Origin of the sequence: Nostoc sp. C117, assembly GCF_043099735.1 — a bacterium.
Classification (GTDB): domain Bacteria; phylum Cyanobacteriota; class Cyanobacteriia; order Cyanobacteriales; family Nostocaceae; genus Nostoc.
Genome location: NZ_CP170991.1, coordinates 6636779 through 6660149, shown reverse-complemented (window position 1 = coordinate 6660149; position 23371 = coordinate 6636779). Strand labels below are relative to the sequence as shown.

The 23371-nt window shown below is 40.6% G+C and carries 15 protein-coding genes and 2 pseudogenes; 11 read left to right on the top strand and 6 right to left on the bottom strand.

Annotated elements, in window-relative coordinates:
• Positions 1-82: 82 nt before the first annotated feature.
• From ACFG4S_RS28470 to ACFG4S_RS28460, 3 genes are read left to right on the top strand one after another with little or no spacing between them, the layout of a single operon-like run.
• The gene (locus ACFG4S_RS28470) at positions 83-2662 is read left to right on the top strand and encodes a condensation domain-containing protein (protein ID WP_392532266.1); all 2580 of its coding nucleotides are present in this window, start codon (positions 83-85) and stop codon (positions 2660-2662) included.
• Positions 2663-2687: 25 nt separating this feature from the next.
• Positions 2688-4409: an NAD(P)/FAD-dependent oxidoreductase gene (locus tag ACFG4S_RS28465; protein WP_392532265.1), complete on the top strand. Its 1722-nt coding sequence runs from the start codon at positions 2688-2690 to the stop codon at positions 4407-4409.
• A 35-nt stretch (positions 4410-4444) separates the two neighbouring features.
• Entirely contained in the window at positions 4445-5635 is a 1191-nt protein-coding gene (locus ACFG4S_RS28460; RefSeq protein ID WP_392532264.1) for a 4-hydroxybenzoate 3-monooxygenase, read from the top strand.
• Between the two features lie 129 nt (positions 5636-5764).
• Here ACFG4S_RS28460 and ACFG4S_RS28455 read toward each other — a convergent pair whose 3' ends face one another.
• Entirely contained in the window at positions 5765-5923 is a 159-nt protein-coding gene (locus ACFG4S_RS28455; RefSeq protein ID WP_392532263.1) for a hypothetical protein, read from the bottom strand.
• 222 nt (positions 5924-6145) lie between these two features.
• On the opposite strand from ACFG4S_RS28455, the gene ACFG4S_RS28450 reads away from it, so the two are divergent.
• Positions 6146-6517 (top strand): hypothetical protein, encoded by a 372-nt coding sequence (locus ACFG4S_RS28450; RefSeq protein ID WP_392532262.1) that lies wholly within the window; start codon positions 6146-6148, stop codon positions 6515-6517.
• 360 nt (positions 6518-6877) lie between these two features.
• Here ACFG4S_RS28450 and ACFG4S_RS28445 read toward each other — a convergent pair.
• Positions 6878-7078 (bottom strand): annotated as a pseudogene (locus ACFG4S_RS28445) (ISLre2 family transposase); the annotation flags it as partial.
• A 364-nt stretch (positions 7079-7442) separates the two neighbouring features.
• On the opposite strand from ACFG4S_RS28445, the gene ACFG4S_RS28440 reads away from it, so the two are divergent.
• The 7 genes and pseudogenes from ACFG4S_RS28440 to ACFG4S_RS28410 all read left to right on the top strand — a co-directional run.
• A complete protein-coding gene (locus tag ACFG4S_RS28440; protein ID WP_392532261.1) occupies positions 7443-9278 on the top strand; it encodes a fatty acyl-AMP ligase in 1836 nt (611 codons plus the stop codon).
• 167 nt (positions 9279-9445) lie between these two features.
• The gene (locus ACFG4S_RS28435) at positions 9446-10426 is read left to right on the top strand and encodes an acyl-CoA desaturase (RefSeq protein WP_392532260.1); all 981 of its coding nucleotides are present in this window, start codon (positions 9446-9448) and stop codon (positions 10424-10426) included.
• A 110-nt stretch (positions 10427-10536) separates the two neighbouring features.
• The gene (locus tag ACFG4S_RS28430; protein WP_392532259.1) at positions 10537-10824 is read left to right on the top strand and encodes an acyl carrier protein; all 288 of its coding nucleotides are present in this window, start codon (positions 10537-10539) and stop codon (positions 10822-10824) included.
• Positions 10825-10873: 49 nt separating this feature from the next.
• Positions 10874-11668, top strand: a complete 795-nt coding sequence (locus ACFG4S_RS28425) for a thioesterase II family protein (protein ID WP_392532258.1) — start codon at positions 10874-10876, stop codon at positions 11666-11668.
• Between the two features lie 135 nt (positions 11669-11803).
• Complete coding sequence (locus ACFG4S_RS28420) at positions 11804-13384, top strand: aminotransferase class I/II-fold pyridoxal phosphate-dependent enzyme (protein ID WP_392532257.1); 1581 nt, start codon at positions 11804-11806, stop codon at positions 13382-13384.
• A 24-nt stretch (positions 13385-13408) separates the two neighbouring features.
• A complete protein-coding gene (locus ACFG4S_RS28415; RefSeq protein WP_392532256.1) occupies positions 13409-14236 on the top strand; it encodes an SDR family oxidoreductase in 828 nt (275 codons plus the stop codon).
• Positions 14237-14316: 80 nt separating this feature from the next.
• Positions 14317-14490 (top strand): annotated as a pseudogene (locus ACFG4S_RS28410) (ThiF family adenylyltransferase); the annotation flags it as partial.
• 74 nt (positions 14491-14564) lie between these two features.
• On the opposite strand, the gene ACFG4S_RS28405 reads toward ACFG4S_RS28410, so the two are convergent.
• From ACFG4S_RS28405 to ACFG4S_RS28390, 4 genes are all read right to left on the bottom strand, one after another.
• Positions 14565-15062 carry a DUF3592 domain-containing protein gene (locus ACFG4S_RS28405; protein WP_392532255.1) on the bottom strand — a complete coding sequence of 166 codons (498 nt, stop codon included), beginning with the start codon at positions 15060-15062 and terminating at the stop codon, positions 14565-14567.
• A 75-nt stretch (positions 15063-15137) separates the two neighbouring features.
• Positions 15138-16649 (bottom strand): phenylacetate--CoA ligase family protein, encoded by a 1512-nt coding sequence (locus tag ACFG4S_RS28400; protein WP_392532254.1) that lies wholly within the window; start codon positions 16647-16649, stop codon positions 15138-15140.
• A gap of 256 nt (positions 16650-16905) precedes the next feature.
• Positions 16906-17127 (bottom strand): ATP-binding protein, encoded by a 222-nt coding sequence (locus ACFG4S_RS28395; RefSeq protein ID WP_392532253.1) that lies wholly within the window; start codon positions 17125-17127, stop codon positions 16906-16908.
• A 190-nt stretch (positions 17128-17317) separates the two neighbouring features.
• Positions 17318-23272, bottom strand: a complete 5955-nt coding sequence (locus ACFG4S_RS28390; protein ID WP_392532252.1) for an AAA family ATPase — start codon at positions 23270-23272, stop codon at positions 17318-17320.
• Between the last annotated feature and the right edge of the window lie 99 nt (positions 23273-23371).

Here is a 23371-nt window from a genome sequence, read left to right as displayed (position 1 = left end):
CCTTCCTGTACTTCGCGTCCTTTGCGGTTCGTTTTTCCGTTACTGGTGCGTAAGTCCTATAACCTTGTGGAATTGAAAACTTATGGTCAGTCAACTTGAACCTGTCCCCAAAAAAGAAGCCACCAGCCAGACTGCAAAACAAAACCTGTGGCAAGCCATCCAGACCGTTCTAGGTTGGCAGAATCAAGCACCGCCATTGGTTCGTATTTCTCGTCAAGAGTCTCTCCCACTTTCATTTTCCCAAGAACGTTTGTGGTTTCTCCATCAGTTAGAACCCACTAAGGCATCTGCTTACAACATTGCCCTTGCTTTTCGGATCGCTGGCTCTCTTAACTACTATATTCTGGAAAAAAGCCTCAACGAAATTCTCTGCCGCCATGAAGCTCTGCGAACTACCTTTGGCTGGGTCGAAGGGAAACCAGTTCAGTTGATTCATCCACCTGTTCCTTTGCCTTTGACGGTGATTGATTTACAACAATTACCAGCAACACAGCGAGAAGTTAAAGCAATGCAACAGGTGACGGAGGATATTCAGCAAGCTTTTGACCTGCAAAATGTGCCTTTGATACGAGCAACCCTCATCCAGCTTGACGGCGAAGAACATATTTTTTTGCTAACGGTTCACCATATTGCTGTTGATGCTTGGTCAAAAGGCGTTCTCTTTCAAGAATTAGCAGCCCTTTACGAAGCTTTCTCTCAAGGTCAATCTTCTCCATTGCCTGAACTGCCTATTCAGTACGCCGATTTTGCCGCTTGGCAACGGGAATGGTTGCAGGGAGATTTTTTACAAATCCTATTGGATTATTGGAAGCAGCAACTAGGCAGCAACCTGCAAGAATTACATCTGCCAATTGACCACCCTCGACCCGCTGCGCCAACCTGTCGTAGTGCTTCTCTCAAGGTCAAGCTATCGAAGGCATTAAGCGAAGCCCTCAAAACCCTAAGTCGTCAGCAAAAAGTAACCTTATTCGTGACACTGTTAGCCGCTTTCAACGTGCTACTGCATCGTTACACCGAGCAAGAACAACTCTTTGTTTGCAGTCCCACAGCTAACCGGACACGGAAAGAGATCAAAGGACTAATGGGTTACTTTGTCAACTTACTAATTTTAAAGACCGATATTTCAGGGAATCCGAGCTTTCAAGAGTTCTTAGGTCGAGTTAGTGAGGTCGCTTCAGGAGGGTATGCTTACCAAGATTTGCCCGTTCAGCAGTTGTTGCGATCGCTCAATTTGCTGCAAGCACCTCTTTCTCAAGTGATGTTTGCCCTCCAAAATACGACCATCCATCAGCTAGAACTACCCGGTTTAACGGTGCAGAATCTCGATGTGGATACCGGAACAGCCGATTTTGATTTGTATCTGTACCTCATCGAAGAAGCAGGAAGTTTAACGGCAGTATTCAAGTACAACACCGATTTATTTGAGACGACAACGATTCAGCAGATGCTGCAACACTTTCAGACGATTCTGGAAAACATTGTCACCTATCCTGAGCAGTCGCTTTCATCCCTATTGCCATTAACTGAAGCCGAACAACAACAGTTACACCAAAAAAGAGCAAAACAGCAGAATTCCAAACAGGAAAACGTTTATATCGCTCCTCAAAATGCCTTGGAACTAAAACTAGCTCAACTTTGGAGTGAGGTGTTAAACATCCCGTCAATTGGTGTAAAGGATAACTTCTTTGAGTTGGGTGGACAATCGTTACTGGCAATGACCTTGTTTGCTCGCATCGAAGAGACTTTCGGTCAAACTCTACCCCTAACGACCTTACTCCAAGCACCAACGGTAGAGCAATTGGCAAAACTTCTGGGACACGAGGCCACGCTATCTTGGTCTTCCCTAGTTCCCCTGCAATCCAATGGTCACAAACCGCCTTTCTTTTGCATCCACGGGCAACAGGGCAGTGTTTTAAACTTGCGAGACTTGGCGCACTATCTTGGCTCTAAGCAACCCTTTTATGGCTTACAAGCCCGGGGACTCGACAGCAAACAAGCCCCGCATTTTCGAATAGAGGATATGGCTGCCCACTACATTCAAGAAATCCGCACTATTCAGCCAGAAGGCCCTTATTTTCTGGGGGGTAACTCGATGGGGGGAATAGTTGCTTTTGAGATGGCGCAGCAACTCCACCAACAAGGTCAGATGGTTGCCGCATTAGTAATGTTTGATACTTTTGGTCGGGGCTGTTTTCCACGCCTCTCATTCCGACAACAGCACTACTGGACTTATCTTTGGCAACTCGGTCTATCCAAATCGCTGTGGCAAGAAGTTAGGCAACTACTACAGCGCAAGCGACAAGTCACGATCGGTCAGCTTTATCTAAGTTTAGGGCATTCTCTGAGCCAGGGTTACTCAAGAGCGTTGGTGGCAGAAGCCAACATGCAAGCCAAAAAAGGTTATACCCCAAAAGTTTATCCCGGTCGGGTGACGCTGTTTCGAGCTAGTGAACCATCTATTTTTAACAAGTTGTATCTACCGACTCCCAAAGACTGGTCGAGTAGAGATCCTCAACATGGTTGGAGTGGACTAGCCAGTGAAGGATTAGAGATTCACGATGTTCCGGGCGATCACTTTTCCCTGTTTCAAGAGCCTCATGTGCAAGTTTTAGCTCAAAAGTTAAAAGCTTGCCTCAATCAAGCACAAACAAATTCTTACTAATTCTCCAAGAAAAAGGTTTACTCCAATGACGAAGATTTATGATGTTGCCATTTGCGGTTCAGGTTTAGCAGGTTTAACTTTAGCACGCCAGTTAAAACTGAAAATGCCTGATATTTCTATTGTTCTGCTAGACAGGCTAGCTCGTCCTCTTCCAGAAGCGGGTTTCAAAGTCGGGGAATCAACAGTTGAGGTGGGTGCTTTTTATCTGTCTCAGGTTCTTCAGCTAACCGATTACTTTGAAGCACATCACTTTCATAAACTGGGCTTTCGCTATTTCTTAGGTAATACAACTGGCCCGTTTCATCAGCGACCTGAAATCGGGCTTTCAGAATTTCATCAGCCAAACTCTTATCAAGTTGACAGAGGTTTGTTAGAAAATGATTTACGTCAATTCAATGAAGAGGCAGGGATTGAGTTACTTGAAGGCTGTCCGATCAAAGATATCAAATTAGCTTCCGAGCCAGAACAGTTACATAAAGTTATTTATACTCAAGGTAATGATAAAAACAATAGAACAATTCAAGCGCGTTGGATTGTTGACTCGACAGGTCGCCGTCGAATTTTGCAAAAGAAATTGGATTTATATAAACCTTTTGAAACTAACTTTAGTGCAGTATGGTTTCGAGTCGAAGGTCGGTTCGATGTAGATGATTTTGTGCCCCAAACTGAGACAGAATGGCATGAGAGAGTTCCGAATCAAATCCGCTATTTTTCGACGAATCATTTGTGTGGTGAAGGCTATTGGGTTTGGATTATTCCTTTATCAACGGGATTTACCAGTTTGGGCATTGTTACCAATGAAGATGTTCATCCTTTTAGTACCTACCATACCTATGAAAAAGCCTTTCAGTGGTTAGAAAAATATGAACCTGCGGTAGCTAACCAACTGAGAAAGCAACAACCCGTAGATTTTATGAAATTGCCTGAATATACTTACTCATCTGAGCAGGTTTTTTCTAGCGAGCGCTGGGCTTGTGTGGGTGTGGCAGGTGTGTTTGCTGACCCCTTCTATTCTCCAGGTACTGATTTAATTGGCTTCGGTAATTCCCTGATTACCCAAATGGTTGAACTTGACCGTCAGGGTCAACTGACTCCCAAAATCGTCGAGGAGGCAAATCGTTTTCTTATCTCATACAACGAAAGCGTAACAACCAATATTCACAGTACCTATCTCTGTTTCGGTAATCAAACTGTCATGTCGGTGAAATTCTTGTGGGATGTTTTATCCGCCTGGGCTTTCAGTGCGCCGTTAATGTTTAATTCTCTCTTCCTGGAACCTAGCAAAAGAGCCAGAGTTCGCAAAGGAACCGGACAATTTTTCTTATTGTCCCATCGGATGAATCTATTCTTCCGAGATTGGATTACCAAGTCACAGCGACGCGGGTCATTTGAGTTTATCGATTATTTAACGATTCCTTTTGTCAGTGAGTTACGCACTCGCAATCTTAAAACCGATAAAACTGAACAAGAGTTAATCGATGATCATATCGCCAGTATCGAACGGTTTGAAGAGTTCGTTCAAGTAATATTCCACTTTGCGATCCAAGATACCATGCCGGAGAAATTAGCCCAGTTTCCCCCGGAACTGTGGTTAAATGCCTGGGCAATCAGTTTAGACCCCGAACGTTGGGAAGCTGATGGACTGTTTCGACCCACGACGCAGCCACGTGATTTGCGCCCAATGACCGAACAACTTCGTAAAGAAATTCGATTTAATGCCGTGGTTAAAGAACCCGTTGGCGTTTAATCTCATTCCAGACAAAGCATCAAAAGAGAATTAGCATGAATCTTAAAACATCTGTTTGTATTCTGGGATCAGGTCCAGCTGGGATTGTACTAGGCAATATCCTGCTACAGAATGGCGTTGATTGTATAGTGGTTGATCGCTACAATCGAGAGGAAATCTACGCCAGAGGACGAGCAGGCGCAATTGAAAGTACAACCATTGCTCTGCTCAAAAAACATGATTTAGCTGATACCATTCTAACCAAAGGATATCCACACGATCGCTGTGAATTTCGTTATCCCGATGATAGCTTTGTCTTGGAATACGGGAAATTAAGTGATGGCGATGTCCATTACTTTTATCCCCAAAGCGATCTCAACGACGATCTCATTCAAAAATACCTTGATGCTGGTGGTCAAATTCTGTTCCATCATGAAGGAATCCAGCTAACTCAAACCGACGATGAGATTATAGTAGAGTGTGAGAACAAAAATACTGACACAACACTTAAGATTCAAGCTAATTTTGCGGCTGGATGCGATGGCTATCATGGGTTAGCCCGTCAATCCGTTCCCTCTGACGCTGCCAAGATTTACACCAAGGAGTATGGTTATCGTTGGTTAGCCATTTTAGCTGATGCTCCCCCTGCATCGTCCCATACACTTTACGGGGTACATCCTAAAGGCTTTGCCGCTTATATGCGACGTAATAGCCATATTTCTCGCTATTACTTGCAAATTTCTGCTGATGATCAATTAGCAGACTGGTCAGACAAACGGGTCTGGGCAAGCTTGCGCCAGCGCTTGGCCAAGCAAGAATGGATACTGACAGAAGGCAAGATCATCCAAAAGCAAATTATGGTTTTACGCAACTATGTTATTGAACCGCTTCGTTACCAACGATTACTCTTGGCAGGTGATGCTGCTCACATCATCACACCAATGGGTGGTAAAGGGTTAAATCTAGCGGTACAAGATGCAGGTGTGTTGGCAGAAACTTTAATTAGTTACTACCTAGAAAACCATGATTTATCTTATTTAGATCGCTACTCAGAAATTCGTCTGCCTTACATTTGGCGTGCTCAAGAATTTTCTTACAGCCTGTTAAATATGGTGCATTTCCCCGAAGGAAGCAACCCTGAAGATGTGTATTTTCTGCATAAATTGAGTGCTTCCAAATTGGCTCAATTAAGGACTTCAATAACATTCGCCAAAAACTTTGCCCGCAACTATGTTGGCATTGTCTGATGCTTACGGCCGGCTACGCCTACGCTAACAACTTTCTTCAGTAATAAAAAATATTTACTACATTACTATACCTATTAATACATAAAAGACCCACCCGAAAACTCACAAGCCAATATTTACAATTTCTCTTCAACAGCCGTTAAATAAGGCCGATTCAGCTTCCCCAACGACTGCAACAGGCTTTTGACTGTCTCCAAAGAGCGAATCGGAATACGCCCGACTGATGCCTAGGCGTAGCCCGCCGTAGGCATCGCTCAAGGAGTGCATCTGCTCACATTCAGCAGGCAAGTAATCTCTGCCGTTCTTGGTAATCGTTTACCAATGAATACTACCGCTTCCCTCCCCCTTATGCCGTCGCATTTTACTAGGGTTTACTGCAATGCTCAACAGAGATAATATCTATACAATTGCGTGATTGACAGTTTCAGCTTAACAATAGCGATTATAACTACCTGCCGAGTCAATTACTCTATTCGGGTGAGCGCATAGACATTTTTACTAGGAAACAATATGGCAGACCTTAGTGGTAATTGGTTAGGAACTTATTGGCAAGATGAAATCCCTAGTCGCTTTGAAGCAACCTTTGTTCAGAGTGGAAATACTTTCAGTGGTTCCATTTTAGATGACAACTATTTAGGAGAAGCTCAGGTCAATGGCGAGGTAATTGGGCGCACTGTCAGTTTTACTAAACGTTATTTAGTTACCTCACCTGTACCAGTTAGATATACAGGCATGGTTTCAGAGAATGAAGATTATATGCAAGGAGAGTGGAATATAGGTTTGCAGTATTCTGGTGTATGGTCAGCCCGACGCAGTGGAGAAAACCTGATTGTAGATTTACAAAGTCGGCTTGAACAGCAAACTTCATTGACAATGACTTAATCGCTCACATAAATCCCTGCCTTACCCCCAGGCTTACTTATGTGTAATTTCCGACTCTAAGAGGCTCAGTACTTTTTCTTCCAACGCCGTCAAATAAGCCCGATTCATCTGGGAACAATGCGATTTTGTGAGGTTTGGTCAAAAACAAGCGATCGCTAAAAATTACATTTAGGTACAAGGTGATTTTATTTGCAAATAAAATACTGATTTACATGAGAATTAATCTTGATGAGATATCTCAAAAAGATTGCTAGCAAGTCATTTGACGATTATTTATAAAAATATCTGCAATCAGTCTTTTGTACTTAGTATAAATTAACTCAAAAATAAATTAAAGACAGGATTAAAGTATAAAACTTATCAAGCAGTTTGGGGTTTGATAAATGAATTAAAAATAGAACCAGAAAAATTATCCCAACTTCCAGCTATCCATTGACAACGCAGATGTAAGATAATTTCTGCATTTTCTTTCAACCAGAATTTACTATTACCCTTGATTCTTAAGTTGACAACTTGACGGATTAAACTCTCAATTGCACCACTACCAATAGGTAGTTTTTGAGTTATGACCTGAAAATTTTGCATAGATTCTAATGATAGTGATAATTATTCTCACAATGAGAATTGCTGGGGTGGTACGAGACGATGATTCTCCAGAAGAACCAGATTCAGGAATTACATCTGACGAGTAGGCAGAAACAGTAGGCTCTAAATTGGTATAAACTCCAATTGAGATGCCAGAAATCCTGCATTATAACTAGAATTTAACTAACTTCTATAGATTATATAATCCCCTCTTAAAGCAGAAATTTTACTATTCAGTAATTGATTAAATTAAAGTATAAATTGACTAAATTAATGATTGACTCCAATTTTTAAAGTTTAGATTTCCAACCTTTTAATAACACTACTCCAAGAGAGAGCGATGTCGCTTTGTTCAAATTACACCACGAATAGCAAACGGCAATTCGCCACTCTAGTAGACCTACTGCGCTACAGAGCGTTACAACAACCAAATCGAACAGCTTTCATCTTTCTTCAAAATGGCGAAACAGAATCAGGCAGATTAACTTATCAAGAACTAGACACCAAGGCGCAAAAAATTGCTTACCAGATTAGATTTAAAGCTTCTGCTGGAGAGCGGGTCTTGCTGCTATATCCGTCAGGACTAGATTTCATTACTGCCTTTTTTGGATGTCTGTATGCTGGGGTGATAGCAGTTCCTGCTTATCCACCAAGAGTAAACCAAAATCTGTTTCGTCTTCAGGCACTGGTGATAGATGCTCAAGCAAAGGTTGCTTTAACAACTACACCATTATTAGCTAACCTGGAGCCAAAATGGGTAGAAAGTTTAGAAATGCCTACAGTGCATTGGTTAGCAACCGATAACATAGATAGCAATCAGGGGATAGATTGGCAATATCCTGAAGAGGACAATGACGCCCTAGCTTTTCTCCAGTACACATCAGGATCTACAGGAAAACCAAAGGGTGTGATGGTGAGTCATGGAAATATCTTGCACAATTTAGCTCTGATTCAAAAGTATTTCGAGCATACGCCCAACAGCCAGGGAGTAATCTGGCTGCCGCCTTATCATGATATGGGGTTGATTGGTGGAGTGTTACAGCCCATCTACAGTGGTTTTCCAGTCATACTGATGTCGCCAATCGACTTTCTTCAGAAGCCTGTGCGCTGGCTGATGGCTATTTCTCGTTACAAAGCCACTACAAGCGGCGGACCGAATTTTGCTTATGACTTATGTATTAACAAGATTACGCCTCAACAGCGAGGAAGTCTCGATCTAAGTAGCTGGGATGTGGCTTTCAACGGAGCAGAGCCAATTCGTAGCGAAACATTGACAGAATTTACCACGACTTTTCATGCTTGCGGCTTTCGAGAGGAGGCATTTTACCCCTGCTATGGCATGGCTGAGACAACTTTATTGGTTTCGGGAGGGTTAAAAACAGCTTCTCCTGTAATTTACTCTGTGGATTCAGTAGCTTTAACACAGAATCAAGTAGTGAAAGCAACTGACAATTCCTCAGATGTGCGTGCAATTGTCAGTTGTGGTCATACTTTGTTAGAGCAAAAAGTCACAATTGTTGACTATGAAACTAGTTGTCAGTGTCCACCCGATCGAGTAGGAGAGATTTGGGTATCAAGTGCGAGTGTAGCTCAGGGCTATTGGAATCAACCTGAGCAGACTAAAAAGACCTTCCAAGCCGTCCTTGCAGACACTGGTGAAGGACCATTTTTGCGTACCGGCGACTTAGGATTTTTGCACAGAGGCGAACTCTTTATTACTGGCCGCTTGAAGGATGTGATTATCATTCGAGGTCGCAACCATTATCCTCAAGATATTGAGCAGACGGTTCAGCAGAGTCATCCATCTTTACGACTGGGCTGCGGAGCAGCTTTTGCTGTGCAAGTGGATGGCGAAGAAAAATTAGTTGTGGTGCAGGAAATAGAACGCACAACTCTGCGGCAGCTTGATTCAGAGATAGTGATTGGAGAAATTCGACGCGCCATTGCTAAGGAACACGATCTACAAGTGTATGGTCTGCAATTACTCAAACCTGGCAACATACCCAAAACCTCCAGTGGTAAAATCCAACGCGGTGTTTGTCGAAGTAGGTTTTTGGATAAAAGTCTAACTGTAGTGGGAGAGTGGTTACAAAATCCTCAAAGCCAAAGAAACTTCCAACAGCAACATCCTTGTGTAGAGGAAAACAAGTCGGATAATGCGATCTGTAGTGAGTAACGAGCTTGTCCCTGATTCCATCGCTCATCCCTAACCAACTTCTCATCTATATTCTGTGTTTATCAAGCAAGGTAGATGGCAGATATCAAAAGGGATCAATTGCTTATTTTAAATAAATGTCAAACCGTCTGGCAAAGCATTATTTAAATATGAAGTCAGTAAACATAATGTCTACAAACAATGGTTTTGAAAAAGAGCAAAAATTAATGACGAGTTTTCCTGATAAAAGTAAAAAAATAATTCCAAATAGTAGTATGCTGGCTTCACAGCATCTGCGTGGTTTTGCAATTACTCTAATTCCTTTATTAGGGTTTGTTACTGCGATCGCTCTGCTGAACACATATCAGATTGGCTATGTTGAAATAGGTCTACTTTTAGGGATGTGGATATTGACCGGTAGTGGAATTACTGTAGGATTCCATCGACACTTTGCCCATCGAGCCTTTCAAACCAACACAGCGATAAAAGTTATCCTCACAATCTTTGGCTGCATGGCCGGACAAGGCCCATTAATTTACTGGGTAACTGTACATAGACGACACCATGAATACAGCGACCAACCAGGCGACCCTCACTCACCACATCTTCAAAAAGATGGAAATTTCGCTTGGTTGTATGGACTATGGCACGCTCACGTTAATTGGATATTCAATCATGAAATTCCTAACCCGATTTACTACGCGCCAGAACTTTTGCGAGACAAGATTATCTTGAAAGTTAATCAATTGTATTTAGTTTGGTTATTTCTGGGACTGGCAATTCCTACGATTATGGGAGGAATAATCAGAGGATCTTTAATAGGTGCTTTGTATGGATTTCTCTGGGGAGGATTAGTGCGACTTTTCCTGTGTGAAAATATGACCTTGAGTATCAACTCAATCACCCACTTTTATGGTTCCCGTCCTTTCCACACTAATGACCATAGTACTAACAATATTTGGTTAGCTATTCCTACATTAGGCGAGTCTTGGCATAACAATCATCATGCCTTTATTAACTCAGCAATCTTTGGACTGGAATGGTGGCAATTTGATTTTGGTGCGCGGGTTATCCGTGGGCTAGAAAAATTAGGTTTAGTTTGGGATGTTAAGATTCCTACTAAGCAAATGATTGAATCTAAAAAAGCTGCATACGATAAGGTCGCTTAGGTAAGTTCCAAAGTCGTTTTGATCGATCAACTATACTTATTAAAACTATGAAGTTTGAAAGAGTACAAATCCAAAATTCTGACGTCCCTAATATCTCTACACAAATAAGTATGAACAAAATTGATTACTCGGAAGTAGATATCAAAAAGCAGGTTCCAACAGAAGCAGCAATTCAAGTCTGGTTAGTTTCTTATCTTTCTAAAGTATTAGAACTTAATCCAGATAAAATGGATATAAAAGCTACTTTTGATCGTTATGGTTTAGATTCTCTTATTACTGTAACTATGACTAGTGATTTGGAACAATGGCTAGGATATGAAGTAGACCCTAGTCTACCATACAGTTACTCTAGCATTGAGTCTCTGGCTAACTATTTAGCAGAGAAATATAAGATTTAACCATAAACAATTCTCTCTTAGTTTCTCCGGTTACTAAAATATAGATTTAATGCTTGAAACCAAATATCTGCTGAGTTCACCTCCTCGCATCTCCTCGTGGGTTTGTTCTCAACCAAATCCCCAAGCACGTATTCGTCTATTTTGCTTTCCACATGGTGGTTCTGGTCCGCACGCTTTTCGTAATTGGCATAAATTTTTGCCAGAAAGTATAGAAGTTTATGGATTGCAGCTACCTGGAAGAGGTAGCAGGTTGCGAGAAACTCCTTTCACTTCTATGGAGTCTCTCGTCCAAGTATTAGTTACTCAAATGACTCCTGATACCGATAAACCGTTCGCCTTTTTTGGTCATAGTTTAGGTGCAAATATCTGCTTTGAAGTTACTCGTCAACTACAACGCCAAGGTAACTCATATCCAGTTCATTTATTCATTGCTAGTTGTCGCGCACCTCAATTACCTAAGAAGATTACTCCCTTTTCTAAATTCTCTGATATCGAATTTATAGAGCATTTGCGTCGTGCTAATAGTGTTCCAGAAGAAATTTTGCAAAACCCAAAGTTAATACAACTATTTTTACCTGCTTTGCGGTCTGATGCAGAACTCGAAGAAACATATATCTACCATCCTGATGAACCTTTTGATTGCCCAATATCAGCTTTTGGAGGTATGGAAGATACAATAGTGACTCAACAAGAGATTGCTGCATGGCGTTATCAAACTCGTAATTCTTTTCTGATGGAAATGTTTCCAGGAGACCACTTTTTTATAAACAACCAACTAGCACCTTTGTTGAAGAGTTTATCTGAGCAACTTCAGCAGTATCTATGTCTTAACTCTATGAATTAACTAATTTTTAGGTGTGCTTTGTAGAGGATAGAGTAGCTGAAAAAATGCTGAAGTTATACAGAGAAGATAAACTATTTTCTCTAGTTTATTTTCAATAATCGCAAATCACAAGTGCTTGTTAAGGAGTTAGAAACAGTGGTAGAAAATAAAGTTTATTCTCTTCCCATACACTCAAATTCGTTTTCAAATGTAGAAGCTATTCAAAGTTTGTTAATCTCTATGTTAGCGGAAAGACTAGAGAGAGAGCCTGGTGAAATAGATATTTATAAAGATTTTAGTGATTACAGCATAAGTTCACTAGAAGCTATAAATTTATCAGCTAACCTAGAAAAAATCTTAAATCATAAGTTTTCCCCTACTCTATTTTGGGATTATTCCAATATCAACACTTTGAGTTTATATTTAGCTGAACAGATGAATGTTTCAGAATCAATTTCTGAATTAAGTGCAGACAAGGAGCCTAATAATTCACTCATAGAAAATACAAAATACGTTGAAATTCTGCCAGAGTATTATAATTTTGAGTTCTATCCTAAGTACCTTCAATTAGAGCAACAACTAGCAGAAATTGAGGCTTTAGGTACTACTAATCCCTTTTTTACAGTTCACGATGGAGTTGCAAAGGATACAACAATCGTAGATCAAAGGAAACTGATTAACTATTCCACCTATAATTACTTAGGAATGTCTGGCGACTCAACAATATCAAAAGCAGCCAAACAAGCCATTGATTATTATGGGACTTCCGTTTCTGCTAGCCGAATTTCTTCAGGAGAAAAGTTATTGCATCTTGAGTTAGAGAAAGAAATAGCAGACTTGATCGGCACTGAAGACTGTATTGTATATGTTGGAGGTCATGCGACTAATGTGGCAACAATTAGTCATTTATTCGGACGAGATGACTTAATTGTCTATGACCTACTTGACCATAATAGTATTTTAGAAGGCTGTTTGCTTTCTGGAGCAACTATGATTGCTTTTCCTCATAACGAATGGCAAGCACTCGATAAAATACTATACGAACACCGTCATAATTATAAAAGGGTACTTGTTGTTATTGAAGGTGTTTACAGTGCAGATGGAGATATCCCCAATCTACCAAAATTTATCGAGGTCAAGAAACGTCATAAAGCTTTTTTAATGGTAGACGAAGCTCATTCTATTGGTGTTCTTGGTAAGCAAGGCCGGGGAATTGGTGAATATTTTGCGATTGATCCTATTGATGTAGATTTATGGATGGGTACTCTTAGTAAATCGTTTGCTAGTTGCGGTGGTTATATTGCAGGGTGCAAAGCATTGGTGAAATACCTGAAATATACTGCTCCAGGCTTTGTTTATAGTGTAGGTATTTCGCCACCCAACGCAGGAGCAGCATTAGCAGCTATTAGGTTACTGAAAGCTCAACCAGAGCGAGTCTCTTGTCTTCAGCAACGAGCAAAATTATTCTTGGAATTAGCTAAGGAACGAGGACTTAATACAGGTATGAGTGGTGACTCAGCTATAGTGTCAATTATTCTTGGTAAATCTTTACAGTCTATACAGTTGGCAGAAGCACTTTTTAATCGAGACATCAACGTTCAACCGATGTTTTATCCATCTGTTCCAGAAAACGCAGCTCGTCTACGCTTTTTTATTAGTTGTAATCATACAGAGGAACAAATTCATTTCACTGTGGATACTTTAGTTGAAGAATGGACGAAAATAAAAAGTAAGTAATCTACGTTAATATCAACATTTTTGATGAATTACTCTCAAAAACACGTTATTATTACTGGTGGTTCTAGTGGAATTGGTAAGGCTACAGCGAAATTATTAGCAAGTCTTGGTGCAAATATTTCGATTATCGCTCGTAACGAAAATGTATTGGCAACAGCAAAGGCAGAAATTGAGGTAATGCGATCGCATTCTACTCAGGATATTATAGCTATCTCAGCTGATGTTGCAGACCGGACACAAGCAGAACAAGCCATTGATCGAGCAATCAATCAAATAGGACCCCCAGACCTATTAATTACCTCTGCGGGCATTGCACATCCTGGTTACTTCCAAGAGTTGCCAATTGAAATATATGAAAACACAATGGCAATCAATTACTTTGGTTCTCTCTACTGCATCAAGGCAGTTTTACCAGCGATGGAACAACGTCGTCAAGGTCATATTGTGCTGATCTCTTCTGGAGCTGGTTTAATTGGTGTCTATGGCTATACACCATACTCCCCCACAAAGTTTGCCCTACGAGGATTGGCTGAGTCTCTACGTGGTGAGTTAAAAGTAGCAGGAATTGGCCTATCAATTGTCTATCCACCCGATACAGATACCCCTCAATTAGAGCAAGAAAATAAAACAAAGCCCTTAGAGACAAAGATGATTACTAGCACTGCGAAAACTTGGAGTGCTGAAGGCGTAGCTCGTGAGATTGTGCAAGGCATTGAAAAGAAATCCTTCTCAATTACGCCAGGTGTGGAAATGACATTATTAGCCTGGTTGAATAGCTTGCTCTTACCAATCCTAAACTTGTACTTTGACAGGATTGTAGCTAAGGTCTTACGAGAAGAAAGAATACCCTAAAAATTTTTCCTGTTACTAGTAGTTCGCCAAGGAAACTTGGCGGGGTAAAGGGAAAAGGTTTTAATTCCTTCCCCCAACCCCGCGTTCCTTCCGAGGTTAATGATGATGTCTGTGATTATCTGTTGGCACGAAACCTGGTGATATTAACCGTTGCTGTGGTGTGTGAAGCGATCGTTTCATTCGTTACTACAGCACAACAGCGCAACTTGAGTATCACTCAGAAGGATTTGACTGTTCAATGTCTATTTTTGTAGATTGCGTAGACGTTTGTGATTTTAACAATAAATTTAGCAAAAGGTGAATTGTAACTTGCCCGACATCAGCTATGTCATCCACTTGAAGACCAGCGTACAGGCAACAGTTTGCCCAAGCTAGAGACCACTGCTAATCCACCCATACCAAACATTCCCCAAGATACTAAGCCTTCAAGCGGATTCACTACACGCACTGTCTTTATCGGTTGCTTAGGGTCGTAACGTAATACTACTATATGCCCCTTGCTGGAGCGATAGGACTCATAATTGCCTGTAAAGCGAGTGCGTTCACCGTTGGCTAGAAACTCGATAACAGGAGCATAAGTTTCTGTTTGCTGATTGTTACTACTATTGCGTTCACGACGAGTAACGCTGTCTACAACCGTGCCCTGTGTTTCCTTTAGTGTTGTACGCTCGTACGTGACTATGTTGCGTACCCAAAAACCACCCCCAATAAACAGCAATCCAATGGACAGCCCAATAATTGCGCTCAGTTTGTCGTCAAAGGTGCTTTGGTGAGGTTTGAAATTCATGGGTTTGAGAATGGCACAACAATCAAGCTGAAGGAACATTACATAACTTCTCAAACAATACCAAATCTTCAAGCACGATACATAGAGAACTTGGTTCCATGAATGTCTAAAAACCTACTTGCGGGTGTAACGATGCTTCACCCCAATGGGGAAATATTCGGCATCACCAGTTGCAGTCAATCTAACCTGTGGAGTTTGGTATTCTATGGGAACGTAGTTAGCAAACTCGCTGTTGAGACGCAAAAGTTGTGAGAGTATCGAAGATACTATTGTTTGGCGCTTGTCTTCGTTACCCTCCACTCCCGGCGCTAACTCCACAACCACAGATAAAAATCGGTTTTTATCGGCATCTTCCTTTACCTGCAAGACAAACTTACCCGTCACCCATTCTTTAATTACTGGTTGTTCTAATCCCACCGTCACATTTTCTGGGTAGATATTTGCACCAAAGTAGGAAACTGTAAAGTTAGACCGTCCGAAGACATAGACGAAAGGTAACGCATGGATACCTCTAGCTTGTAAGTTTTGTTGTAAAGTCGCAACAGGATCAAAACCCCACTCTGCCAAAAACTGGAGTATCGCATCATAACTAATTATCCCACCAGTATCCAAAATGTTATATCGCACCAAGGGAATACCATTATCGCCAGAAAACAGTAATCTCCCATCTTCAACTTCAAAAAAACGACTGATGGGGTCATATTGTAACAGTGTGGGTAAACGAGATTCCCCGAATAAAGCTCTGGCTGCATCGGGATGTTCTGCTAAAAAACGACGAATGCAGATACTTAACGGTGTTTCATTGCCCAATACACCTGCATCCGCAGTCCCGTAAAGTGACGCCAAATCATAATAGGGATTTTGTGAGCCAAGTCTTTCCGCAACTAAACTGCGCCATTCTTCACTGAATACTTCTCCCGCCATCACTAGTTTAATGTGATACTGTTGCCACTCGATACCACGGGCAATACCACTATCAATTACATCTTTGAGGAATGGTGGATATCCCAACAGCACCACTTGCTCAAAATTCAAACCCAATTCCTCCACTACCCGCAAAATTTCTTCTTTGTTGTTACCAGGCGTAATTACCGTGATGGGATAACCTTTGCTAGCAAGATAGCGACAACAATTAGTGGTAAACATTCCGCCTACCCAAGTACCTAATGTGAAACAAATCACAGCTAAGGTACGTTTGCTATCTGCATAAAAACTATCGTGAAAAATCTGTTCAAAGCGTGTGGCAATTTGCAATTCATCTGTAAAAAAGCGCGGCCAAAATGTCGGTTTACCTGTGGAACCAGAAGATGCTGCAATCATATCACACCCTTCTAATTGACCATAACGGCACAACTGAGCCAAAGGATAATGTAATATGTAATTTTCTTTGACAATCGCTGGTAATTTCTGAAAATCCTCAAAGCTTTGGATAGTACTGGGATTGATTTCTCGTTCTGCTAAAAAAGCCTTGTAAGCGGGTACGTTAGCAGCTACATGATGAAAGAAATTCAACGCTGCTGATTGGCTTGGAGTATAAAGATGTCGTTGTAGTATACTTTCTAGGGTAGTAGATACAAAATCTTCAAATGCCCTAATTGCTCGTTGCCCTTGTGGTTTGCAATTCATAACGTTGATGTATTTTTTTGTCAATGCGTAACTCGTATATTATTGTAATAAGCTGTTACGCATTTACAACAGTTTTCTTTTGCATAAAGTACAAAGCTACGGGTTTTGAGGCAGGAGGCAGGATAGCGTAGCGGTAGCGAGTCCGCCTACTCTGTAAGAGTTGCAAGCTACGCTTTTAGCGTCTCGTAGAGAGCGTCGGCAGATGTCAAAACTGTTTAGATAATTTTGATGCATATCAGCTTATTTTTAGCAATTTTTACTTTTTACTTGTTAAAGGAATACGGATGGTAAACTCTGTTCCGTATCCTGGGGTAGAATCAACCTCAATAGTTCCTCGATGTTTATCTACAACAATTTGATAGGCGATCGCCATTCCTAATCTGATTCCTTTGCCTACAGGTTTAGTAGTAAACATGTAGTCAAATACTCGTTGCTTGACATCTTCTGACATTCCAATACCATTATCGTAAATCTGCACGATCGCATCATGACTTCATTTGTCAAATTGGGTTTGGATCTTAATTTGATTAGGGTTAGCTTTTAGATCGTGAAAACTCCGTTTGTGGTTAGCGTATCATTGTCACTTTATTCCTAAATAAAATTTAAGTAGCAAAAATGAAAACTGCTGAGTAAAGTAGAAATTACTCAGCACTCAGCACTCATTATTATTATTGAGTAGAAAGTTTAATGACAAACTCAGTACCCTGTGCAAGTTCTGAAGTGCAGGAAAGTGAACCGCCATGTCTTTCTACTATAATTTGACGAGCGATCGCTAATCCCAATCCTGTACCTTTGCCTACAGGTTTAGTAGTGAACAAATGGTCAAATACTTTTTGTTTAACCTCCGGTGACATCCCCACACCATTATCAGCAATCTTAATCAAAATATGTTCGCCAGATTCGGATAAACGGGTTTGAATAGTGATGCAATTGGGGTTAGCTAAAATGTCTTCCAAACTCCGTCCTGTATTGTATTCTTCAAGTGCATCAATAGCATTTGCTAGCAAATTCATAAACACTTGATTGAGTTGTCCAGCAAAACAATCTACTAGAGGTAGTTTGCCATAATCTTTAATTACCTCAATTCCTGGACGGTTTTCATTGGCTTTTAAACGGTGTCTCAGAATCAGAATAGTGCTATCAATACCTTCGTGAATATCAAAGGGAACTTTGTAATCTTTATCTGCTCTCGAAAAGGTTCGCAGACCAGTACTAATACTGCGGATACGGCTAACACCCAGTTTCATGGAGTCTAACAATTTAGGTAAATCTTCGCGTAAATAATTCAAATCTATTGCATCAATTTCGTCTTCAATTTCTAAACCGGGATTGGGAAACTTCTGTTGGTAAAGATTAATTAGCACAAATAAATCTTTAACATAATCTTTGGCTGGTTCAATATTGCCGGCAATAAAGCCAACAGGATTATTAATTTCGTGAGCAACACCTGCTACAAGATTTCCCAGAGCAGACATTTTTTCATTTTGCACTAATTGCAATTGCATCGTTTGTAGTTCTTGCAATGCTTGTTCTAATTGTTGTTTTTGGTGTTGTAGCAATTGTTCTGCTTCCTGGCGCTCAGTAATATCTTCACATGTGCCAAGGATGCCAAAAACACTTCCCTCTTTATCTCGCAGTGGAATTTTGTTTGTATTCGACCAGATTTGTTTTCCGTCTGCTTGCTGTAATGTTTCGACGATATTCAATTCAGCTTGTCCAGACTCCATAATCTGGCGATCGCACTTTAAATACCCATCTGATTGCTCAGGAGTCCAAGAAAGGTCGTAGTCTGTTTTACCCACAACATTTTCTGGTACTTTTACGCCTGAAGTTTCCGCAAACTTGCGATTACAGCCTAAATAAATACTATTGCGGTCTTTCCAAAAAACAGACTGGGGAATATTGTCAATAATTAACCGCAAAAATTGCTCGGTTTGCCCAAGGTTTATTAAAGTATCTTGTGCCTGTTGATATAGTCGAGCATTTTCTAGGGAGATTGCAACTTGAGTGCATAATAAATTGAGGATTTCTACGCGATCGCGCGTAAATGCTCCAGTAGTCAGATTATTCTCTAAATATAAAATTCCCAACAGTTTGCCTTGGTGCAGAATCGGCATACACAGGAGACTTTTGGGTTGCTGACGCATAATATAAGGGTCGGCCATCAGCGTCGCACACATTGTTGTATCAATGATAATGGTAGGTTCCAGGCTGCGTTTGACAGCGTAAATTAAGCTACGGGGAACGTCTATACTATCCTCAAGAGCGATAGATTGTAGCACCGTTGATTGTTGCCCAACTTGAGCGATTCCCTCAACAATCAATGTACCTTCTTTGAGCAGTAGCAACGCACATTTATCTGCTCCAGCATTTTCAATCACTACAGAAAGCAGCGTGGTAAGTAATTTATCTAGTTCAATTTCACTAGATAAAGTCTGAGAGGCTTTAAGAACTGTTGTCAGATCTAGCATGAATGATACATTGCTACTAGATGTGACTGATTTACTGATACTTGGGTGCAAGGTAGAAAAGTTATCAGCTGTTGCAATTGTGTCATGGGGCGTGAGTGGCGATACTCTTTCTGAACGCTTTTGTTGTAAAATCGGCGCTAGGAGTTGTGGATAAAGCTCTTCTAAATCATCAATTTTTGCTTTGGCATCCCAACGAGCGTAGCAATAATAGGCATTAATCAAATATTCTTGGGCAATGCGTTCTTTGCCCCATTCTAGATAAAATTTAGCTGCTAGTTCATTGGCGAGAGCTTCTTCATTGAGATATTCGTTCTTTTTAGCTTTAGCAATAGCGCGATCGTATAACTCAATGGCGTTCATGTATTTACCAGAAATTCTTGCCATTTCCGCAGATAGCAATAAATATCGATGCAGAAAGTTTTTTGAGCAATTATTAGCCCAGTTTTTCTGGATTTTTTGATGTTGCTCCATAATTTCCCAATACTGCTTTTTCTCATGTGATGTCGCATTGGGATAAACTGCTGCTAAAGTCAATGGATAATAGAAATGATACTGAATAATGGGGAAAAAACCAGAGTTTGCCGGAAGCGTTTTTTCAGCTTCTTGTGCTGCTTTCAAACCATCTTCATAGCGACCATAAAGATATGATAGTTGTATTTTGAGAAAGGAGTACCAATTAATTCCATGCTCAAAGTTACGTTTCTCTCTCCAAACTTCTATATAAGGAATATCTTGGTCATTCTGCTCATCCAATAAATCGGTGTTTTTAGATATGCCTTGTAAGTTCAGTAAAAACTGCCGTTGTAAAGTAAATGCATACAGCATATTAGCATCATTCACCTGTTGCACATAGCTGAGATATTTCTCGGTTTCGGCATAGATATCTGATAGGCGATCGCCTTTTATTAACATCGCCCAAATCAAAAATGAAACTGCCCAAACACCAAACACCAAATTTCCCATTTCTTGACATACCTGGAATGATTGCTGAGAAAGCGGCAAATTGGTTTTTAAATGTTGATTATATGGGTTAATAGTATGTGCAAAAATATTATTCGTCTTAAAAATAAATTGGGTACTATTCAAATGGCGATCGAGTTTTAGGGCTAACTTACCGAACTCATAGGCACTTTGATAACTTCCTTGATTTGCTAGATTCGTTCCATACAGACAGTAAGCAAAACCAGAGCTTTCGGCATTACCGTAACTCAACGATAAACTAATCATTAATAGAGGAACCAGACAACTCAGGTTTTGATGTCCTCCCATATAAGCAGCCGCCCAAAGGTCAGCTAAAAGACTCATGCAAACTTTGTGAACTGGATCTGTCATCTGAGGCAAATCAAATAAATCTGCCGGTCGAATTGCTGCTAGTTTAGCTTTTAATTCTGGTTCTTCACTTTCGATGGCAGCTTGCTGTTCTTCAGAAGTCACAGGCAAATGCATTCCCATGATGCTTAAAGCTTTCAATCCAGCTTCAATACTAGCTTCTATATTTTCACCCTGAGTCATTTTCAGGTACATCTGAATCCCATAAATGTCTGCTTGCTCAAACTTATCCTGAGTATGTTGTAAGGCAATATCAAATAAATTTTCTGTTTGGTTAAAATTACCAATTAAATATTCACATTCTCCCCCTTGTCGATATAAATTGAAGGTTAGTTCTTCATTATTTCTCCAACTATCTTCTCCCAGCAAATGTCTGCCTAAAGTTAAATATTTAACAGCAGCTTTATAGGCAGTGGAAGCTTTTGCTTTCTTGCCAGCAATTAAATTTAGTTGAGCCAGCTCATATTTTTGGGATTGTTCATTAATTATATAAATTCCCTCATTTAACTGATTAACAATATCAAAAATTCTGCCTTCAACTGCTTCAGTTGGTGTGCTTTTTAAAAGCAATTGTCCAATTTTTAAATGAGTAGCTTGCTTTTGAGATTCAGGAATTAGTGAGTAAGCCGCTTGCTGGACACGATCGTGGAGAAATTTGTAAATTGTCATTTGTCCTTTGTCATTCGTCCTTTGCAAATGACTAGCGTTCAATGACGAATCTTGATAAAATTTGTAGACTTCATTGATAGGAATAATCAATCTCTCCTGCACAGCTTTCCAAAAATCTGCGGCTGTTTCTACCTGGGATTTTTCATGGACAATTGCGAGAGTTGCCAAATCAAATTGGTTTCCGATACAAGCCGCTAACTTGAGAACTTCTTGAGTCTGTGTTGGTAACTTTTGCAGTTGAATTGCCATGAATTCTACTACATCATCAGTGAGAGACAGCGATCGCACCTGAGCAATATCGCATTCCCATCCCCCTTGATTTAGACCCTTGGAGGATTCAGGAAGGTTAAATGTAATTAGTTGATCTTGATGTAACGCTTTAAGAAATTGGGTGCAGAAGAAAGGATTGCCTTTGGTTTTAGTCAATACCAACTCTGTTAACGGTGCTGCTAAATCTAGAGAACAACTCAATGTGTCTGCAACTAAATGATTGACAGATATTTCATCGAGGGGAGCTAAGGTAATCGTATTGACTGTAGTACCTAACTTTTGAATTTCATCCAAGGTAAGTACCAATGGATGTGTACTTGTGACTTCATTATCTCGATAAGCACCAATTAATAGTAGATAACCAATATCAGCTTCACTCATCAACAAGTGCATTAACTTTAAAGAAGCAGAATCTGCCCATTGCAGATCGTCAATGAAAATCACCAATGGATGTTCTGGTGCAGTGAACACTTGAGTGAACTTCAAAAACAGCAGATTGAAGCGATTTTGTACCGCATTTCCCGAAAGTTCTGGCGCAGGAGGTTGTTTGCCAATCAAACTTTCCAGTTCTGGAATCACCTCAATCATCACTTGTCCGTTTTCACCTAAAGCTTTGAGAAGCTTGCACTTCCACTTTTCCAGTTGGGTGTCACTTTCACTTAACAGTTGTGTCATCAAGTCTCGAAAGGCTTGGATAAAAGCAGAGAAAGGGATGTTGCGCTGAAACTGGTCAAATTTACCTTTAATGAAATAACCCCGTTGTCGGACAATGGGCTTGTGGACTTCGTTAACCACAGCAGTTTTGCCAATTCCAGAGAAACCTGCTACCAACATAATTTCACTGCTTCCCCGACTGACTCCCTCAAAAGCATCCAGTAAGATTTCAACTTCGCTTTGGCGACCGTAGAGTTTTTCGGGGATGATAAAGCGATCGCAAATATCCCGTTTCCCTAATTCAAATGTTTCAATTTGTCCAGTTGTTTGCAATTGGTAAAGACAAAGTTCTAAGTCATGTTTTAGCCCCAATGCAGTCTGATAGCGTTCTTCAGCATTTTTTGCCATCAATTTCATGACAATATCACAAAGGATTGGGGGAATAGCTTCTTCGTTTTTGAATTTTGTTAGTGCAACGTTAGCGAGTCCGAGAGCGTCATTTTGAATTTTTAATTTGTCTGGCTGCTTGGCGATGTGACAGTGAACCAATTCCATTGGATCGGTAGACTCAAAGGGTAGCTGTCCAGTCAACAATTCATAGAATGTGACACCAAGGGAGTAGTAATCGCTGCGGTAGTCAATTCCCCGATTCATCCGTCCGGTTTGTTCAGGGGAAATGTAGGCAAGAGTACCTTCTATGACATTAGGGTTGTAAATTTCCTGGGTTTCTCTAGGTAAAAGAGAGGCAATGCTAAAATCAATCAACTTGACTTGCTTAGTTTCTGGGTTGATGAGAATGTTCGCAGGTTTGATATCTTTGTGAATCACGCGATGACGATAAAGTCCATCCATAATTTCCGTCAAAGCGATCGCCATCTCTAAAAATTCTACCAATAAATTTGGATGACTCTCCGTTGCTGTTTTCATCCATTCTTTGAGAGAAATACCGCCGAAATCCTCCATCACCAAGGCATAGCTATTGCAGTAGGGTTCTAAACTGTAGGGACGAACAACACTTGGGAGATCGAGATTTTTGGCAATAGTATACTGATTGCGGAACTGGAGTAGTTCGCTAAAGGTAGGATACTCCTGGTGAAGCAGTTTGATAATCACCGGAAGTTGATCGTCTTCTCGAATTGCCCGGTACACCAGGGTTCTAAAACTGGTGTAAAGTTGTTCGGTAATTCGATAGTTTAGAAACTTGGCGATCGGCTCAACTGCTGTATTCATGATTGATCAACTTTTGGGAAATCAGCTATTCATTTCAACTATTTTGCCCAAATATCAGCTTTGTCTAACTCAGTTTTCTTATGGGTGTGGGCATAGTCC

What these genes read in the sequence shown, in the direction of transcription:
- ACFG4S_RS28470 (WP_392532266.1), top strand. Translation starts at nt 83, where the DNA reads ATGGTCAGTCAACTTGAACCTGTCCCCAAAAAAGAAGCCACCAGCCAG.
- ACFG4S_RS28465 (WP_392532265.1), top strand. Translation starts at nt 2,688, where the DNA reads ATGACGAAGATTTATGATGTTGCCATTTGCGGTTCAGGTTTAGCAGGT.
- ACFG4S_RS28460 (WP_392532264.1), top strand. Translation starts at nt 4,445, where the DNA reads ATGAATCTTAAAACATCTGTTTGTATTCTGGGATCAGGTCCAGCTGGG.
- ACFG4S_RS28450 (WP_392532262.1), top strand. Translation starts at nt 6,146, where the DNA reads ATGGCAGACCTTAGTGGTAATTGGTTAGGAACTTATTGGCAAGATGAA.
- ACFG4S_RS28440 (WP_392532261.1), top strand. Translation starts at nt 7,443, where the DNA reads ATGTCGCTTTGTTCAAATTACACCACGAATAGCAAACGGCAATTCGCC.
- ACFG4S_RS28435 (WP_392532260.1), top strand. Translation starts at nt 9,446, where the DNA reads ATGTCTACAAACAATGGTTTTGAAAAAGAGCAAAAATTAATGACGAGT.
- ACFG4S_RS28430 (WP_392532259.1), top strand. Translation starts at nt 10,537, where the DNA reads ATGAACAAAATTGATTACTCGGAAGTAGATATCAAAAAGCAGGTTCCA.
- ACFG4S_RS28425 (WP_392532258.1), top strand. Translation starts at nt 10,874, where the DNA reads ATGCTTGAAACCAAATATCTGCTGAGTTCACCTCCTCGCATCTCCTCG.
- ACFG4S_RS28415 (WP_392532256.1), top strand. Translation starts at nt 13,409, where the DNA reads ATGAATTACTCTCAAAAACACGTTATTATTACTGGTGGTTCTAGTGGA.
- ACFG4S_RS28405 (WP_392532255.1), bottom strand. Translation starts at nt 15,062, where the DNA reads ATGTTCCTTCAGCTTGATTGTTGTGCCATTCTCAAACCCATGAATTTC.
- ACFG4S_RS28400 (WP_392532254.1), bottom strand. Translation starts at nt 16,649, where the DNA reads ATGAATTGCAAACCACAAGGGCAACGAGCAATTAGGGCATTTGAAGAT.
- ACFG4S_RS28390 (WP_392532252.1), bottom strand. Translation starts at nt 23,272, where the DNA reads ATGAATACAGCAGTTGAGCCGATCGCCAAGTTTCTAAACTATCGAATT.